The organism is Pseudomonas sp. JV449 (assembly GCF_032424295.1).
GTDB classification, from domain to species: domain Bacteria; phylum Pseudomonadota; class Gammaproteobacteria; order Pseudomonadales; family Pseudomonadaceae; genus Aquipseudomonas; species Aquipseudomonas marginalis.
This window is the reverse complement of the sequence record NZ_VYKD01000019.1, coordinates 19,904-33,910: the sequence shown is the minus strand read 5'-3', so window position 1 is coordinate 33,910 and position 14,007 is coordinate 19,904. Positions and strand designations below refer to the sequence as shown.

The 14,007-nt window shown below is 63.9% G+C and carries 18 protein-coding genes; 7 read left to right on the top strand and 11 right to left on the bottom strand.

Annotated elements, in window-relative coordinates; translation table 11 throughout:
• Positions 1 to 20 precede the first annotated feature (20 nt).
• Both F6S08_RS17660 and F6S08_RS17655 read right to left on the bottom strand, forming a co-directional pair.
• On the bottom strand, positions 21 to 446 hold the full coding sequence (locus F6S08_RS17660) for a GNAT family N-acetyltransferase (RefSeq protein WP_065924614.1): 426 nt from the start codon (positions 444 to 446) through the stop codon (positions 21 to 23).
• Between the two features lie 18 nt (positions 447 to 464).
• The gene (locus tag F6S08_RS17655; RefSeq protein ID WP_315872053.1) at positions 465 to 956 is read right to left on the bottom strand and encodes a GNAT family N-acetyltransferase; all 492 of its coding nucleotides are present in this window, start codon (positions 954 to 956) and stop codon (positions 465 to 467) included.
• A gap of 422 nt (positions 957 to 1,378) precedes the next feature.
• Between F6S08_RS17655 and F6S08_RS17650 the strand changes: the two genes are divergently transcribed.
• Positions 1,379 to 1,849: a GNAT family N-acetyltransferase gene (locus F6S08_RS17650; RefSeq protein WP_065924616.1), complete on the top strand. Its 471-nt coding sequence runs from the start codon at positions 1,379 to 1,381 to the stop codon at positions 1,847 to 1,849.
• A 120-nt stretch (positions 1,850 to 1,969) separates the two neighbouring features.
• On the opposite strand, the gene F6S08_RS17645 is transcribed toward F6S08_RS17650, so the two are convergent.
• Positions 1,970 to 2,455 (bottom strand): HIT family protein, encoded by a 486-nt coding sequence (locus tag F6S08_RS17645; RefSeq protein WP_065924617.1) that lies wholly within the window; start codon positions 2,453 to 2,455, stop codon positions 1,970 to 1,972.
• Positions 2,456 to 2,595: 140 nt separating this feature from the next.
• On the opposite strand from F6S08_RS17645, the gene F6S08_RS17640 reads away from it, so the two are divergent.
• On the top strand, positions 2,596 to 2,925 hold the full coding sequence (locus F6S08_RS17640) for a DHCW motif cupin fold protein (RefSeq protein WP_315872052.1): 330 nt from the start codon (positions 2,596 to 2,598) through the stop codon (positions 2,923 to 2,925).
• Positions 2,926 to 3,131: 206 nt separating this feature from the next.
• Here F6S08_RS17640 and F6S08_RS17635 read toward each other — a convergent pair whose 3' ends face one another.
• Together F6S08_RS17635 and F6S08_RS17630 are read right to left on the bottom strand one after the other, a co-directional pair.
• On the bottom strand, positions 3,132 to 3,599 hold the full coding sequence (locus F6S08_RS17635) for a copper chaperone PCu(A)C (RefSeq protein ID WP_074847076.1): 468 nt from the start codon (positions 3,597 to 3,599) through the stop codon (positions 3,132 to 3,134).
• Positions 3,599 to 4,204: an SCO family protein gene (locus F6S08_RS17630; protein WP_024074981.1), complete on the bottom strand. Its 606-nt coding sequence runs from the start codon at positions 4,202 to 4,204 to the stop codon at positions 3,599 to 3,601. Before F6S08_RS17630 ends, F6S08_RS17635 begins: the two co-directional genes overlap by 1 nt.
• Before the next feature lie 181 nt (positions 4,205 to 4,385).
• Between F6S08_RS17630 and F6S08_RS17625 the strand changes: the two genes are divergently transcribed.
• From F6S08_RS17625 to hemN, 5 genes are all read left to right on the top strand, one after another.
• Entirely contained in the window at positions 4,386 to 4,769 is a 384-nt protein-coding gene (locus tag F6S08_RS17625) for a DUF2946 domain-containing protein (RefSeq protein WP_074847075.1), read from the top strand.
• 62 nt (positions 4,770 to 4,831) lie between these two features.
• On the top strand, positions 4,832 to 5,377 hold the full coding sequence (locus tag F6S08_RS17620; protein ID WP_074847074.1) for a putative natural product biosynthesis protein: 546 nt from the start codon (positions 4,832 to 4,834) through the stop codon (positions 5,375 to 5,377).
• Between the two features lie 86 nt (positions 5,378 to 5,463).
• A complete protein-coding gene (locus tag F6S08_RS17615) occupies positions 5,464 to 5,907 on the top strand; it encodes a CopD family copper resistance protein (RefSeq protein WP_065948120.1) in 444 nt (147 codons plus the stop codon).
• A gap of 77 nt (positions 5,908 to 5,984) precedes the next feature.
• On the top strand, positions 5,985 to 7,304 hold the full coding sequence (locus F6S08_RS17610) for a coproporphyrinogen III oxidase (RefSeq protein ID WP_315872051.1): 1,320 nt from the start codon (positions 5,985 to 5,987) through the stop codon (positions 7,302 to 7,304).
• On the top strand, positions 7,291 to 8,676 hold the full coding sequence (gene hemN / locus F6S08_RS17605; RefSeq protein ID WP_065948121.1) for an oxygen-independent coproporphyrinogen III oxidase: 1,386 nt from the start codon (positions 7,291 to 7,293) through the stop codon (positions 8,674 to 8,676). The genes F6S08_RS17610 and hemN overlap by 14 nt, the downstream gene beginning before the upstream one ends.
• Positions 8,677 to 9,007: 331 nt before the next feature.
• Here the strand turns inward: hemN and F6S08_RS17600 are convergent, their stop codons facing one another.
• Genes F6S08_RS17600 through F6S08_RS17575 form a run of 6 tightly spaced genes read right to left on the bottom strand, consistent with a single transcriptional unit; the run spans position 9,008 to position 13,963 of the window.
• A complete protein-coding gene (locus F6S08_RS17600; RefSeq protein WP_315872050.1) occupies positions 9,008 to 10,462 on the bottom strand; it encodes a cytochrome D1 domain-containing protein in 1,455 nt (484 codons plus the stop codon).
• Entirely contained in the window at positions 10,459 to 11,298 is an 840-nt protein-coding gene (gene cobA / locus F6S08_RS17595) for a uroporphyrinogen-III C-methyltransferase (protein WP_065924626.1), read from the bottom strand. The genes F6S08_RS17600 and cobA overlap by 4 nt, the downstream gene beginning before the upstream one ends.
• A gap of 44 nt (positions 11,299 to 11,342) precedes the next feature.
• A complete protein-coding gene (gene nirJ / locus F6S08_RS17590; RefSeq protein WP_065924627.1) occupies positions 11,343 to 12,524 on the bottom strand; it encodes a heme d1 biosynthesis radical SAM protein NirJ in 1,182 nt (393 codons plus the stop codon).
• Between the two features lie 3 nt (positions 12,525 to 12,527).
• Entirely contained in the window at positions 12,528 to 13,037 is a 510-nt protein-coding gene (locus tag F6S08_RS17585) for an Lrp/AsnC family transcriptional regulator (protein WP_065948125.1), read from the bottom strand.
• Positions 13,012 to 13,455, bottom strand: a complete 444-nt coding sequence (locus F6S08_RS17580) for an Lrp/AsnC family transcriptional regulator (protein ID WP_065924629.1) — start codon at positions 13,453 to 13,455, stop codon at positions 13,012 to 13,014. Before F6S08_RS17580 ends, F6S08_RS17585 begins: the two co-directional genes overlap by 26 nt.
• Positions 13,448 to 13,963, bottom strand: coding sequence for an AsnC family protein (locus F6S08_RS17575; RefSeq protein WP_315872049.1), 516 nt, complete (start codon positions 13,961 to 13,963; stop codon positions 13,448 to 13,450). Before F6S08_RS17575 ends, F6S08_RS17580 begins: the two co-directional genes overlap by 8 nt.
• Positions 13,964 to 14,007: the final 44 nt, after the last annotated feature.

Sequence of the window (14,007 nt, the reverse complement as noted above, 5' to 3'; positions counted from 1 at the left end):
GTCGGGCAAAGCCTTGGACGTTACAGCCGCTTGGACAGAAACACGCGACTGCTGCCTGCCGGTTCACATGGGACTTCCCCGAACCGCACCCACCCATGCTTTTCATAAAAGCCCGGTGCCTGAAAACTGAGGGTATAGAGCACCGCGTTCGCGCAGCCGCGACGCCGGGCTTCGTGCTCAAAGGCGTGCAGCAATCGGCTGCCGAGGCCTGTGCCGCGCAGGGTCTCGGGCAGGTGGAACAGGTCGAGAAAAGCCATGCCCAGGGTGGTTTTGCCGGTGATGCCGCCGACGATCTGCCGGGTATCGGGATCTTTGAGCAATACCGTCAGAGGCAGGCGATCGTTGTAGCCGGCGATACCTTCGTTGAACGCAGCCAGGCCGTTGCCGAGCATACGCTCGGCGTCGGGATTGGCCTGGTCGCTGACTTCAATAAGCGCTGCGGTCATTGCGAAACCCTCCGTTGGTTAAAGCGTCATCAGCATCTCATGCCAGGCCATGCCGCCATGATCCGAGGGTGACGGCTGCATGTAGGTGTAGCCCATGCGGGTGTACAACGGCACATGCTGTTCCTTGCACATCAGGTGAATCGTGCGCTTGCCCATGGCGCGCATGCGCTGCACGAACTCGCTCATCAGCACCTTGGAATACCCCATGCCCTGATGCGCCGGGTCGACCACCACCGACATGATCACCGCATTCGGCGCCTCGGCCGAATGCCCCACCAGTTCCTTGAACGCCTCGTCCGACATCACCACTTCGTGGGCACAGCCGCTGTTGATAAAACCTGCCACTTCGCCATCGGCTTCCAGGATCAAAAAACCTTGCGGGTATAGGGCAATGCGCGTGGCGATCTTTTCCAGGGTCGCGGCTTCGTCGCCCTCGTAGGCGGTGATTTCAATTTCAAAGCAACGGGCGGCGTCGGCGGGGAGGGCGTTGCGCAAGGTGAGGGCGGGCATGGGCGTTTCCTGGGGCGTTGAGCGAAAGGCCACATCATAACGGCCTCGCTGGGACTCTGCGCAGAACACAGATCGAAATTGTGGGAGGGGGCAAGCCCCCTCCCACAGTTTTGTCCGCGCCAGGCTTGGTGGTGGGTGCTGTTTTCGATGCATGTTGGTCAGGGCCATGACGTTCAAGAGGCAGTGTGGAACCCGCCAAAGCGGGTTTCCTCACTGCTCAAGTCACATCAACTCACCGTAAACACATCCGCCACGTCCTGGACCAGGATCCGGGCGGTATTGGCGACGGTGCAACCGATTGGCAGAACGACTGCTCGGCCTGAGTGCTTGATAGGATTAAACTGCCAAAGCGGGAGCAAGCTCCCTCACCTCCGTTATTCATTCACCCGGGCGGGCACCGGAAATCCATGAAGGAAGGACCCATGCTGGAAATAAAACGCGCCACCCCCACCGACGCCAACGCCGCTTTTGACATCCGCCGCGCAGCCATTCGCAGCCAATGCATCGGTGCCTACACCGCTGAACAAATGGCGCTCTGGACCCGTGGCAAGGCCGAGGACGGCTACAGCGCGCTGATGGAAAAACCGTTCTACCTGGGCTGGTTGAACGGTGAGCCGATCGCCACTGGCATGCTCGACCCGGCCAACAACGAAGTCGGCGCGCTGTTCGTGTTGCCCGCATTTACCGGATGCGGGTATGGCAAGGCGATGCTGGATCACCTTGAGCAGGTCGCGCGGGAACTGGCGATTGAAGAGGTGGTGCTGGACGCGACGTTGAATGCCGCGAGTTTTTATCGCGCGTGCGGCTATGTGGGCGATGAACAGGCGATTTATCACTCGCCGTCGGGGTTGCGGTTGGCGTGTATTCCGATGAAAAAACCGCTGCCGCGCTGACGCACCGACTGTAGGAGCCGGCTTGCCGGCGAAAAGCCCGAGGGCAATGCGCTTATTCAGAATGGCCGCGTCATCGTTGACGATTTTCGCTGGCAAGCCAGCTCCTACGGGTGGGCTTGTTCAGTGGAAAAAGTGGGTTCGCAAGGTTGCGATCACTTGTGTAACGGACGGCCCGTGGATCGGTGGAGGCATCAGGCTCTCACCAAACTCCCGCCACACAAACAGCGTCAGTTCCGCACCATCGGTGAGCGTTTTTGCCAGGCCCTGCGAACCCAAACCCTGCAACCGCCGATAGCGCTCATCCCGCCAGAATGCTTCCTCCACCCAGTCATACACCGGGATGAAATGAAAGTGCAGCGGGAACCCCGGCATATGCCCATAGCGGCTGATATACAACCACTTGGGCTTGAGTTGCGCGTCCATGACTCGCTGGGTTTTTGCCAGCAGTCCACCCAGTTCGGCCAGCGCTGCATCCGGCATATCGGCCAGGGAATCAACAGGCGCCTTGGCACCCAGCAACAGGTAACCCGGCAGCTTCGAAGCCAGGTGATGGTTGAGCAGCCAGTGCTCGGTCTCAAGCAGGATGTAGGTGGGGTCGATCTGCATCAGTGCGCGTCCTTGGGAGCAAGGTCGGCAGGATAACAAGCACGCACGCCTGTATCCCATAAAACCACGGGATCTGTGTCTACCCCATGCAGCCTCAGCCCGATAGCTTCCCGTCACGACCACCCACGACCGAGCAAACCATGGAACTCACCGCTGTCCCGTTTGGCATCACCGACTGGTCCACCGTCGAACCCGAGCTTCACCCCGGCGTCAGCGGCAGTGCCTCATGGCGCACCTGCCACTTTGGCACCACCCGCGTGCGCAGGGTCGATTACAGCCCCGGCTACCTGGCCGATCATTGGTGCAAGCGCGGGCATGTGCTGCTGTGCCTGGAAGGCGAGTTGCACACCGAGCTGGAAGACGGCCGTCGGTTCACGCTGACGGCGGGGATGAGTTACCAGGTGGGCAATGATATGGAGGCGCATCGTTCCTCGACGAGTGTCGGGGCGAAGCTGTTTATCGTGGATTGAGGAGTGACCTTTGCGGCGAGCGGGCTTGTTGTGGTGAGCGGGCTTGCCCCGCGTTGGGCTGCGAAGCAGCCCCAATAAGATCATGAAGTTCCTTCAGATAGACCTCGTCGGCAGGCTTCAGGGCCGCTTCGCAGCCCAACGCGGGGCAAGCCCGCTCGCCACAAAAACAGGAACAGCCACAGAAACAACCACAAAAATCCGGTGCATCAATGCATCTTGCTATGGTCCATGCCATCCAGCCCACGCGCCGTGGCCTGGACCTCAACGGTCTGCTTTTCGCCCTTGGCGTCCTGCACCGTCAGGGTCAGCGGCACCTGGTCACCTTCCTTGATCTGGCCGGTCAGGCCCATCAGCATCACGTGGTAGCCGTCCGGGTCGAGCTTGACTGCCTTGCCCGTCGGCAGGGCCACCGAGTCCACGGGGGCCATGCGCATCACGTCGTCCTTCATGCTCATCTCATGGATCTGCACATCCTTGGCCACCGGCGAGGCCACGCTGAGCAGCTTGCTGTCGCTGTCGGCGGTCACGGTCATGAATGCCCCGCTGGACGGTTGGCCCGGCACCGAGGCGCGCACCCAGGCGTCGGTGACTTGCACCTGGGCACTGGCGTGGGCGGCGAGGCCCAGCAGGGTGAGGCCAAGGGTGAAGCGCTTGAGGTGTTGAACGGCAGTCATTAGCAGACCTCCATGACGGTGAGCAGGTCTTCTGCGCACTCTTTAGCGGTAAGGGATGCCTGCAACCCCAGGCGCAGGTTGCCACGGGTGTCGAAGACAAAACTGGTGGCCGTGTGGGACAGGGTGTAGGTGTCGCCGGCGGGGATCTTTTCATAGAAGATCCCGAACTCCTTGGCGGCCACGGCGATTTCTTCCGGGGTGCCGTACAGCGCTTCGAAGCTGGGGTCGAAGGCCTTGACGTACTTGTCGAGAATCTCCGGCGTGTCGCGTTCCGGGTCCAGGGTGATAAAGATCACCTGCATGATCTCGCCGTCGCGGCCCATCAGTTTCTTGGCCTGGGCGGCGCGGGCCAGCGTGGTCGGGCACACGGCCGGGCACTGGGTGAAACCGAAGAACACCACCGGCATCAGGCCACGGTAGGAACTGAGGGTGACGGTGTCGCCCTCGGTGTTCTTGAGCTTGAAGGTGCGGCCCATGATCTTGTCGCTCAAGTCCTTGCCGTACTTGAAGTTCAACTTGGGGCTGTTGTCACAACCGGCCAGCAGGCCCAGGCCCAACAGGCCCATGCCGGTGAGGACCTTGCGGCGGGTGAATAACGTACTCATCAACGGTGCATCCTGTGAAACGCCCGCATTGCGCGAAATCAACTCGGCGGGCTTTGAATAGGAGTAAACGAGGAGGGCGCCAAGTCTACCAACCCTGGCCAGCCCGCGTAATCTGCGACGTTCTGCCACAGGGGCACGCTGGATTTCATCCTTTTGCACCGCTGGTGGTAGAGTCGCCGCCATGAAATCGAGCCGCCCCGACCGTTCCCTGATCGTCTGGACCCTGTACTTCTGCGTGCTGATGAACCTGTTCGTGTGCGGTTTGGGCCATGGCCAGATGACCGGCCAGCAGCTCAACGGGATCGGTGGCGCGTTCTGTGGAGTGGACGGCCAACAGGCGCCACTTTCCGACAAAGGGCTGGGCGCCCCGTCTTCCAGTAACATCTCGAACTACTTTGCCTGCCCGGTGTGCAACGCCGTGACCGTCGCGCTGGTGTTCCTGATCGGCCTGGCCTGGTTGCTGGGCCTGGGGCAGACCCCACGCCCGGCCCATGAGCGGCGCAACAAGGCGCCGCCGCGTTATTCCTGGCCTTCGGCCAACCCCCGCGCATCCCCCGCATTCTGACGTGTGCCCTGGGCCTCCTGTGAACAGGGGGCGTTCTATCGTCACGACTGTGAGTGCGCTTTATGAACCATCACTTGCCTGCAGGCGCCAGCCGCCTGGTCAGCCAGGCGTCCCGCCGCACGCGCGCGGAGCCGGCACGCCCGGACTACCCGAGCAATGCCCGCTGCTTTGTGCACCTGGATGCACGCCTGTTGCCGTATTGGCACACCGTGTTCGACATCTGCCCGACGCTGCTCAAGCTCGACCCGCCCGAAGGCCTGAACCTGTTTCGCAGCTTCATGACCTGGGCCTATCGCAACCGCCCGGCCCAGGACTGGACGTATCACTTGAGCGTCTGTCGTTGGCTGTTGGGCTCGGCGTATCGCGCGCAGATTGGCGACGAGCCCATCGAGGCCTTCATGGCCGCCGCCGCAGCGCGCTGGATCAGTACCGATCAGAGCCCTGCGCTGGGCATCGTCCTGGCGTGGCGCGGGTCGAAGGTGTTCGATTGGAAGGACGCTCGGTTCGCGGCTGCCGAACAACAGGTGCTGCCCGCTCCAGCGTGGGAGTTTGCCTGGAGCCCGCTGACGCACCTGGGCGAATTCAACCGCTGGTTGCCGCTGCCGTGAACCGCGCTTGATCGGCATCAAGGCCACGGCCTGCGCAAGTCCGCACACTGAGGGTCCTCACTGGCCGGTCCCTCTGCGAGGCCTCCATGCTCTACCTCCTGTTGCTATTGGCCCACCTGTTCGCCGCGCTGATCTTTATCGGCACGGTGTTTTTCGAGGTGCTGATCCTGGGGCACCTGCACCAGCACTTGCCGATTCGGGTGATGGTGCTGGTGGAGCAGGGCGTCGGCCGGCGCGCCCGGGTAGTGATGCCGTGGGTGTTGCTGGTGCTGTTCGGCGCCGGGCTCGGCATGGTCTGGCTGCGTTATCTGCCGGCGTTGGCGGCACCGTTGGCGTCCTCGTTCGGCACGTTGCTGAGCCTCAAGTTGATCCTGGCCGCCAGCGTATTGCTGCACTTTCTGGTGACCATGGCGCGGATGCGCTGGGGCAAGGTCAGCGCGCGCTATAGCCGCTTTATTCACCTGAGCCTGTTCGCGCACATGGTCGCCATTGTGTTGCTGGCCAAGGGCATGTTTTACCTCAGTTGGTAACGACCTTGATGCATATCAAGGTGCGCCGACCAGTCGCACCGGACAATGTACCACCGCCGCCCGCTCCGGAGTCCGCCATGCGCACCCATCTTCATCCCACCCGCTTTCGTCAGGGCCAGGGCGTGCTGGACCTGGCCTGCGATGCGGACACGCGCCGCTTCCATGGCGGTGTGGGTTCCCTCGACCTGTTGCGTGCCCTGCGCGACAGTCGCCAGCGCCAGCGGCCCCTGGCGTTGAACCTGCAGTGGCCGGCGGTTGACGGCGGCGCCGACTACCTGCGCAGCCTCACCGAGGAAATCCAGTTGATCGGCTGCCAGCTCGGCCCGCGCCAACCGGTCGAGCACTTTCACCTGCGCGGCACCACGCCGACGATCGAGCAGGTGTGTACGTTGCTGGAACACCTGCACAGCCGCTTCAACTTTCTCGACCACGACCGTGGCGACTACCGAATCGACCTCGACCCCTGGCACATCGACTGGGCCACCATGGGCCTGTTGCGCGACCAGGGCTTCAACCATGCCAGCATCGGCGTGCCCGACGTCAGTCGCGAGGGACCGCTGTGCCAGGCGCGCTACCAGGACCCGGCGCCTATCGAATCGCTGGTGGATGCGGCGCGCACCTTTGGCTTTCGCTCGGTGAACATCGACCTCGGCTACGGCCATGCCTGGCAGACGCCGGCCAGTTTCGAGTTGAAACTGGCCAGCCTGATTGCCCTGGAGCCGGATCGCCTGCAACTGTTCGATTACGCCCAGCCACCGGTGCGCTACCAGGGCCGGCAACCCCAGGCGTTTTGCAGCGCGGCGGATAAGATCGTCATGCGCCGCAGCGGCTTTGAACACCTCACCGCCGCCGGGTATCACTACATCGGCCTGGGCCAGTTCGCCCGCGCCGACGATGACCTCAAACAGGCCCAGGAGCGCGGTCGCCTCAGCCGTAACTGCGAAGGCTTTACCCTGCACGGTTACTGCGACCACATCGGCTTCGGCCTGGGCGCCATCAGCCAGATCGATACATTGTGCGCGCAGAACACGGCGGTTCTGCCGCACTACCGTGAGCAGCTGGCCAGTGGTCAACCGGCCACGTGCCGAGGCTGGTTTCGCGAGGCGGCCGACCCGGTGCGCCTGCATGTCGCCGAACGCCTGGCCTGTGACCTGGAACTGAATATCCAGGCCGTGGAGCGCCGTTACGGCCTGGTGTTCAGACGTTATTTCGCCAACCTCTGGCCGCTGCTGGAGGCGTTGCACCGCGACGGTCTGCTCGAGTTGTCGCCTACGTTTATCTGGCTGCTGCCTGCGGGCCTGCCCCAGGTGGATGCCATCTGCGCATTGTTCGAACGGGCGGTGCTCGCCACCCCCGTCAGCGCCAACGACGAGGTGATCGACCATGACGGCGTTTGAGTTCGACCGTGCCCTGGTGCACAAATACGACCGCCCGGGGCCGCGCTACACCTCGTACCCGACCGCGCCGCAGTTCAACAGCGCGTTTGCCCTGGACGACTATCACCAGGCCGTGCGCGCCAGTCACCAACTCGCCGCGCCCAAGGCGTTGTCGATGTACATCCATATTCCGTTCTGCCAGAGCCTTTGCTACTACTGCGGCTGCCACAAGATCATCACCCGCAAGACCCATCGCGCCGTCGAGTATGTGGCGTACCTCAAGCGCGAGATCCAGATGCAGGGCGCGCTGTTCGAGCGCTCGCGACGCCTGACCCAATTGCACCTGGGCGGCGGCACCCCGACGTATCTGGACGACGCGCAACTGGCCGAACTGATGGCCTGCCTGGCGGACAACTTCAGCCTGGATGACAGCGACGCCCATGAGTTTTCCATCGAGGTCGACCCGCGCACCATCAGCCTTGAGCGCATCAACACCCTGCGCCGCCTGGGCTTCAATCGCCTGAGCTTCGGCGTGCAGGACTTCGACCCCGACGTCCAGGCCGCCGTCAATCGCGTGCAAAGCGAAGCGCAGATCCTGCAACTGGTGGCGGCGGCCCGCGAGGCGCGCTTCAAGTCGGTGAGTGTCGACCTGATCTACGGCCTGCCCCTGCAAACCGTGGCCAGCTTCGACGTGACCCTGAGCAAGCTGATCGCCCTGCGCCCCGACCGCGTGGCCGCCTACAGCTACGCGCACCTGCCAAGCCAGATCCGCGCCCAGCGCATGATCCGCCCCGAAGACATGCCACCCCCGGCACGCAAGCTGGAGCTGCTGGAACTGACCATTCGCCGCCTCACCGAGGCCGGGTATGTCTACATCGGCATGGACCATTTCGCCCTGCCCGACGATGAGTTGGCACTGGCCCGCGTCAACGGCAGCCTGCAACGTAACTTCCAGGGTTACTCCACCCATGCCGATTGCGACTTGATCGGCCTGGGCGTATCGGCCATCGGCAAGGTCGGCGACAGCTACAGCCAGAGCGTCAAGGAACTGTCCCAGTACTACGCGCGCATCGATGCGGGCATGCTGCCGGTGCAACGCGGTTACCGGCTTAACCCCGACGACGTACTGCGCCGCGAGGTGATCAATGGGTTGATGTGCGACGGCCGCGTCGATGTCGCCCAGGTGGAAGCGGCCCATGGCATTCGGTTCAATGAGTATTTTGCCCAAGCGTTGACGCAGTTGGACGAGCAAGTGGCGGACGGCTTATTGCTGGTTCGGGACGACGCGCTGCAACTGCTGCCCAAGGGCCAACTGATGGTGCGCAGCGTGGCCATGGCCTTCGACGCCTACCTGGGCGGCGCCCACAAAGGCCAATTCTCCCGCACCGTCTGACCCACCACGCAGCCCGATAGCAGTGTGTCAGCCAACACCTCTACCAACCCTGCCACCGCCATCGAAGCCTCGCTGAAGCTCGACATCTCCCACAGGGGATCAGCGGTGCCCATCAGACCTACGGCCGGACGTTTTCTACCTGTCAACAACATTCAAATGTGGGAGGGGCGGTGCGACGATTCGACTTGCTCCCGATAGCGGTGGGTCAGCCAGCACCTCTATCAACTGTGCCGCCGTCATCGAAGCCTCGCTGAAGCTCGACATCTCCCAGAGGGGATCAGCGGTGCCCATGCGCTCTATGACCTGGCTGCTTCCTGCCTGTCACCCGTGTTCAATGCGATGTCCCTTCCGCAAACTCCACCTTATTGCCCACGTTGTACTTGCCCGACGGCTTATTCATGGGAATGCGCTTCACCTCCTCGAGCGTCTGGCTGTCATACACAATCAGCGCCCCCTCCGTGGCCCAGATGCTCAGCAACACATACCGCCCATCCCGGGTGAATTCCACATGGGCTGCCGTCTTGCCCGGCACTGGCCTCAGGGTGTGGGCGATCTCGAGGGTCTGCTTGTCGATCAGGTGAATCGCATCATTGTCCGGCCCGAAAAACACGTCGCTCCACACATAGCGCGAGTTCACATGGCTGCGCATGAAAAAGCCCGGCCCGAGGGTGGGAATCTGTTTGATCAGGCTCCAGGTCTTGAGGTCGATCACCGAGATTTGCCCCTTGCTGATATTCGGCGTGGCAAACACCCATTGCCCGTTGCGTTGCCAGTACGTCCCCGAACCCAGGTGCGGCATGCCGGACAGCGGGACGTCGGTGACCACGCGGCCGCTGTCCAGGTCGATCACCTGGCCGCCGCCGGCCTTGCGTGAGGTGGCGATCAGTTGCCGGTAGTCGGGCGAGAACGAGAAGTCGTCGAGCACGTCCTGGGCCTGGATGCGCCGGGGCTCGAAGCTGGGGCGGGCATCGGCATAGGACAATTCCCAGACTTCGTTCACGTCCTTGAGCGCGACGATAAAGCTGTTGCGCGGTGGTGCAGTGTACACCGCACTGACCCGTGAGCCCGTTTCCAGGGTCTTGACCAGCGACAGGTCGCGGGCATCCAGCAGCACCAGGTTGCCCGGCAGGTAGTTGCCCGCCAGCACCCAGCGCCCATCCTTGCTCACCGCCAGGTTGCGGGTGTTGAGGCCCACGCGGATCTCGGCGATCAGCTTGAGGTTGTGCAGGTCGTACTGGCTGATCCAGCCGTCCCGCGAGGCGAAGTACACAAAGCGTCCATCCGGGGAGAATTTCGGCCCGCCGTGCACCGCGAAATGGGTGGGGAAACGGTCCAGCACGGCAAAGGTGTCGCCGTCGAGAATATCCATGTGATGGTCGCCGGATTCCACCACCACAAACAGGTTGAGCGGGTCGGCGTGATGCTGCGGCGTGCTCGGCAATTGGCGCAGGTCCGCCAGCACGCTGTGGCTGGTGCGGATGTCATGCTCGTTCCAGGTCGCCGGTGAGTCAGGCGGCTGTTGCAGAAACTGCGCCAGCCCATCCATCTGCGCGGCGCTCAGTTGCGCACTGAACGCGGCCATCTGGCTGGCGGGCCGGCCGTGTTCGATGACCTTGCGCACTTCCTCCGGCTTGATCCGCCCCAGGCTCTCCGGCAGCAGCGCCGGGCCGGTGGCGCCGATGCGATTAAGCCCGTGGCAGCTTTCGCAATACTGGCGGTAGTCCTGCGCGGGCGTAGCGTGCGCGGCCGTGGCCCACAGCAGCGGCATCAGCAGCAGGCGTTTCATACCGCCACCGCTTCACGGGCCGGTGCCAGGCTGGCGGGGAAGTGCAGGGCGGCGTCGGCAAACAGGTTGACGACGTGGCCGATCACCGTCAGCGTCGGTACGCCGGGTTCGCAGTCGGCGGCCAGGGTGGGCAACTGGCGCAGGGTGCCACGGGCCACCTGTTGATCGGCGCGCGCACCGTTGCTGATCAGGGCGGCCGGCGTATCTGCGGGCAAACCGGCCGCCACCAAATGCTCGGCGATCAGTGCCAGGTTCGACAGGCCCATGTAGAACACCAGGGTCTGGCTCGGCTCGGCCAGGCTGGCCCATGGCAGTTTCAACGCGCCGTCGCGTTGCAGGTGGCCGGTGACGAAGCGGCACGAATTGACCAGCTCGCGGTGGGTCAGCGGGATACCGGCATAGGCGCTGCAGCCGGAGGCGGCGGTGATGCCCGGCACCACCTGGCACGGGATACCGCGCGCGAGCAGGTACTCCAGCTCCTCGGCGCCGCGCCCGAAGATAAACGGGTCGCCGCCCTTGAGGCGCACCACCCGCTGGCCCTGGTCGGCCAACTCAGCCAGCAGTTCATTGAGTTGATCCTGGGGCAGGCTGTGGCAACCGCTGGCCTTGCCCACGTAATGACGGGCGCAGGTCAACGGGATCAGCGCCAGCAATTCAGCGCTGATCAGCCGGTCGAACACCACCGCATCGGCCTGCATCAACAGGCTCCAGGCGCGCAGGGTCAGCAGGCGCGGGTCACCGGGGCCGGCGCCCACCAACGCGACTTCGCCGGGGTGCAAGGGGCTGTGCAGACTGGCTGGCAGGCCAGTGGAGGAGTGGGCAGTTGAAGTGTGCATGCGACGTCCTTGGTTCATCATCAGGTAGGCGGCCCCCGGTTGTGTCACCGGGTAGTCGAGCAAGGGATCAGGTTGAGCGGCTGGCGCGCGATCTCGGCGTCGCTGAAGTAGCAACCGGGGTCCGGGCCCCACAGGTCGCCATCGGCCCAGGCGCGGGTGCGGGTATTGCCGTTGCAGATCGCCAGCCAGCGGCACTCGGCGCAGCGTCCGCCAATGCTGCGCGGGTGTTCGCGCAGGCGTAGCAGCAACGGGTCGGGCTGCTCCAGCCAGAGTTGGCGGAAGGTGGTGTTGCGCACATTGCCCACCGATTGCTGCCACCAGTAGGTGTCCGGGTGCACCTCGCCGGTGTTGTCGATATTGGCGATGCCGCTGCCCGAGGCATTGCCGCCCCAGCCGTGCAGCAGGTGTTCAAGCTGCGGGTAGTGTTCGGGCAGGTGCTGGTGCACCCATTGCAGCAACAGCACGGCGTCGGCGTCGTTGTTGCCGCTGACGAAATCGCTGTCCACGCCGTGTTGAATATCGCTCCAGGCCTGCTGGAAGATCAGCGCCATGGCCTCGCGGCTCATCTGCCGGTGCGCATCCAGCTGGCGGCTGCGCTTGCCGCGCCCGCTGTAGTTGAGGTGCGACAGGTAGAACTTCTGCACGTCATAGGTGCGCATCAGCGCCAGCAACTGCGGGAGCTGCCCATGGTTGTCCTGGGTCAGAGTGGTGCGCAGGCCCACGCGAATCCCGGCTTCGCGGCACAGGCGGATGGCGTGCATGGAGCGCTGGAAACTGCCGTGCAGTTGGCGAAACGCATCGTGGGTCGCCTCCAGGCCGTCGATGCTGATGCCCACATAGTCGAAGCGCGCGTCGGCGATCTGCTGGATGTTGTGCTCATCGATCAGCGTGCCGTTGGTCGACAGCGCGACGAAAAAACCCTTGTCACGGGCATAGGCGCTCAGCTCGAAGAGGTCTTCGCGCAGCAGCGGCTCGCCCCCGGACAGGATCAACACGCGAACCCCGGCGTCGTGCAAATCGTCGATCACCCGCAATGCTGCCGGGGTGTCGAGTTCATCGCGAAACACGCTGTCGGCGCTGGTGGCGTAGCAGTGCTTGCAGGTGAGATTGCAGCGCCGCAGCAGGTTCCAGATCACCACCGGCGGCCGCTCTCTGCCAGGGGGCGAGGTGCGCGGCGGCGGGCATTGGCCGGCGAGGGTGCGCAGGTACTGACTGATTCGCAGCATGGGCTATTCCTTTGAGTGCGCCGGCGTCAGGCGCAGGCCGGTCTTTTTCAGGATGCGGCTGCTCACCAGCATCTCGTCGGCGTGGCAGGCATCCCCCAGCAGGAAACGCAGGTGCTCGCGGTAGCTGTCGATTTCTTCGCGGCTGCGGCCATGCACCATGGCGAACAGGTTGTAGGGCCAGTTCGGGCGCCGGGGGCGACGGTAGCAATGGCTGACAAACGGCTGGGCGCCGAGCAGTTCTCCCAGGCGCGGCAGGTGCACATCGGCCACGTCCCACACGGTCATGCCGTTATGCCGATAGCCCAGGCGGTAGTGGTTGGGCACGGCGGCGATACGCCGGATCGCGCCTTCGGCCTGCAGGCGCTTGAGCAGGTCGAGGGTCGATTCGACGCTGATGCCCAACTGCTCGGCGAGCCAGGCCCACGGGTCCTCCACCAGCGGCAGGCCGCTTTGGGTGAGGGCGACCAGCTGCAGGGCCAGGGTGTTGTCAGACCGGGAAATACAGACCGACATGGTAGGTGTGCTCCTTCGGCAGATTGAGCACCGCCAGCCCGGTGAGGGCCTCGATGTGCGATAGGGTGGCGGCCAACTCCTGCGCGGTGGCGCAGGCCAGCACGAACCACATGTTCCAGCGGTGTTCGCGGCGGTAGTTGTGGGCCACCTGGGGCAGGGCGTTGAGCTGCTCGGCGACCGCGTCAAAGCGCGCCTCGGGTACGGCGAGCGCCGCGAGGGTGAAAGCGCCGCCGAGACGCTCGATATCGAACATCGGGCCGAAGCGCGTGAGCACGCCGTCTTCGAGCAGGGCATACAAGCGGTCGAGCAGTTCACTCGGATGGCTGTGCAGTTCCTCTGCCACCTGTTGCCAGGTCTGGCGCACCAGCGGCAGGCCGTGTTGCAGGCGGTTGATCAATTGTCGATCCAGCTCATCCATGGGCCCATACCTGTGACGTCGGCGGCGCGAAACGCCCGCCGCATTGCTTGAAGGCGCGGGTGCTGAACAGCAGTTGGTGGGGCAGGTCGCTGAGCAGATGCTGCTCCAGCAACGCCTGGATCTGCGTCTCGACCACCGCGCGCTCGCGCCCGTGCACCATGCAGAACAGGTTGTAGCGCCACTGCGGCAGGCGTCGCGGGCGCTGGTAACACAGATTCACGCCGGGCGCGCGGCCCAGGCGCGCACCGACTTCATCGACCAGCGCATCCGGCACATCCAGCACCAGCATGGCGTTGGCCACATAGCCCAGGGCGCGGTGATTGAGCACCAGGCCGACACGACGGAACAGGCCCTGGTCGTGCCATTGCTGCATCTGTTGCAGCACCTGATCGTGGTGGGCACCAATCTGCTCGGCGAGCTCGTCGTAGGGCCGTGGCACGATGGGCAAACCGCGTTCCAGGCACTGGCGCAGATCGAGCATCTGCTCGTGGTTCAGTGGCGCGATCACGGCTGCTCTCCCAAACTACCCACCTCAAAAAAATCTCCCGTAGC

Coding starts and splice junctions, on each gene's coding strand:
- F6S08_RS17660 (WP_065924614.1), bottom strand. CDS start 446: ATGACCGCAGCGCTTATTGAAGTCAGCGACCAGGCCAATCCCGACGCC.
- F6S08_RS17655 (WP_315872053.1), bottom strand. CDS start 956: ATGCCCGCCCTCACCTTGCGCAACGCCCTCCCCGCCGACGCCGCCCGT.
- F6S08_RS17650 (WP_065924616.1), top strand. CDS start 1,379: ATGCTGGAAATAAAACGCGCCACCCCCACCGACGCCAACGCCGCTTTT.
- F6S08_RS17645 (WP_065924617.1), bottom strand. CDS start 2,455: ATGCAGATCGACCCCACCTACATCCTGCTTGAGACCGAGCACTGGCTG.
- F6S08_RS17640 (WP_315872052.1), top strand. CDS start 2,596: ATGGAACTCACCGCTGTCCCGTTTGGCATCACCGACTGGTCCACCGTC.
- F6S08_RS17635 (WP_074847076.1), bottom strand. CDS start 3,599: ATGACTGCCGTTCAACACCTCAAGCGCTTCACCCTTGGCCTCACCCTG.
- F6S08_RS17630 (WP_024074981.1), bottom strand. CDS start 4,204: ATGAGTACGTTATTCACCCGCCGCAAGGTCCTCACCGGCATGGGCCTG.
- F6S08_RS17625 (WP_074847075.1), top strand. CDS start 4,386: ATGAAATCGAGCCGCCCCGACCGTTCCCTGATCGTCTGGACCCTGTAC.
- F6S08_RS17620 (WP_074847074.1), top strand. CDS start 4,832: ATGAACCATCACTTGCCTGCAGGCGCCAGCCGCCTGGTCAGCCAGGCG.
- F6S08_RS17615 (WP_065948120.1), top strand. CDS start 5,464: ATGCTCTACCTCCTGTTGCTATTGGCCCACCTGTTCGCCGCGCTGATC.
- F6S08_RS17610 (WP_315872051.1), top strand. CDS start 5,985: ATGCGCACCCATCTTCATCCCACCCGCTTTCGTCAGGGCCAGGGCGTG.
- hemN (WP_065948121.1), top strand. CDS start 7,291: ATGACGGCGTTTGAGTTCGACCGTGCCCTGGTGCACAAATACGACCGC.
- F6S08_RS17600 (WP_315872050.1), bottom strand. CDS start 10,462: ATGAAACGCCTGCTGCTGATGCCGCTGCTGTGGGCCACGGCCGCGCAC.
- cobA (WP_065924626.1), bottom strand. CDS start 11,298: ATGCACACTTCAACTGCCCACTCCTCCACTGGCCTGCCAGCCAGTCTG.
- nirJ (WP_065924627.1), bottom strand. CDS start 12,524: ATGCTGCGAATCAGTCAGTACCTGCGCACCCTCGCCGGCCAATGCCCG.
- F6S08_RS17585 (WP_065948125.1), bottom strand. CDS start 13,037: ATGTCGGTCTGTATTTCCCGGTCTGACAACACCCTGGCCCTGCAGCTG.
- F6S08_RS17580 (WP_065924629.1), bottom strand. CDS start 13,455: ATGGATGAGCTGGATCGACAATTGATCAACCGCCTGCAACACGGCCTG.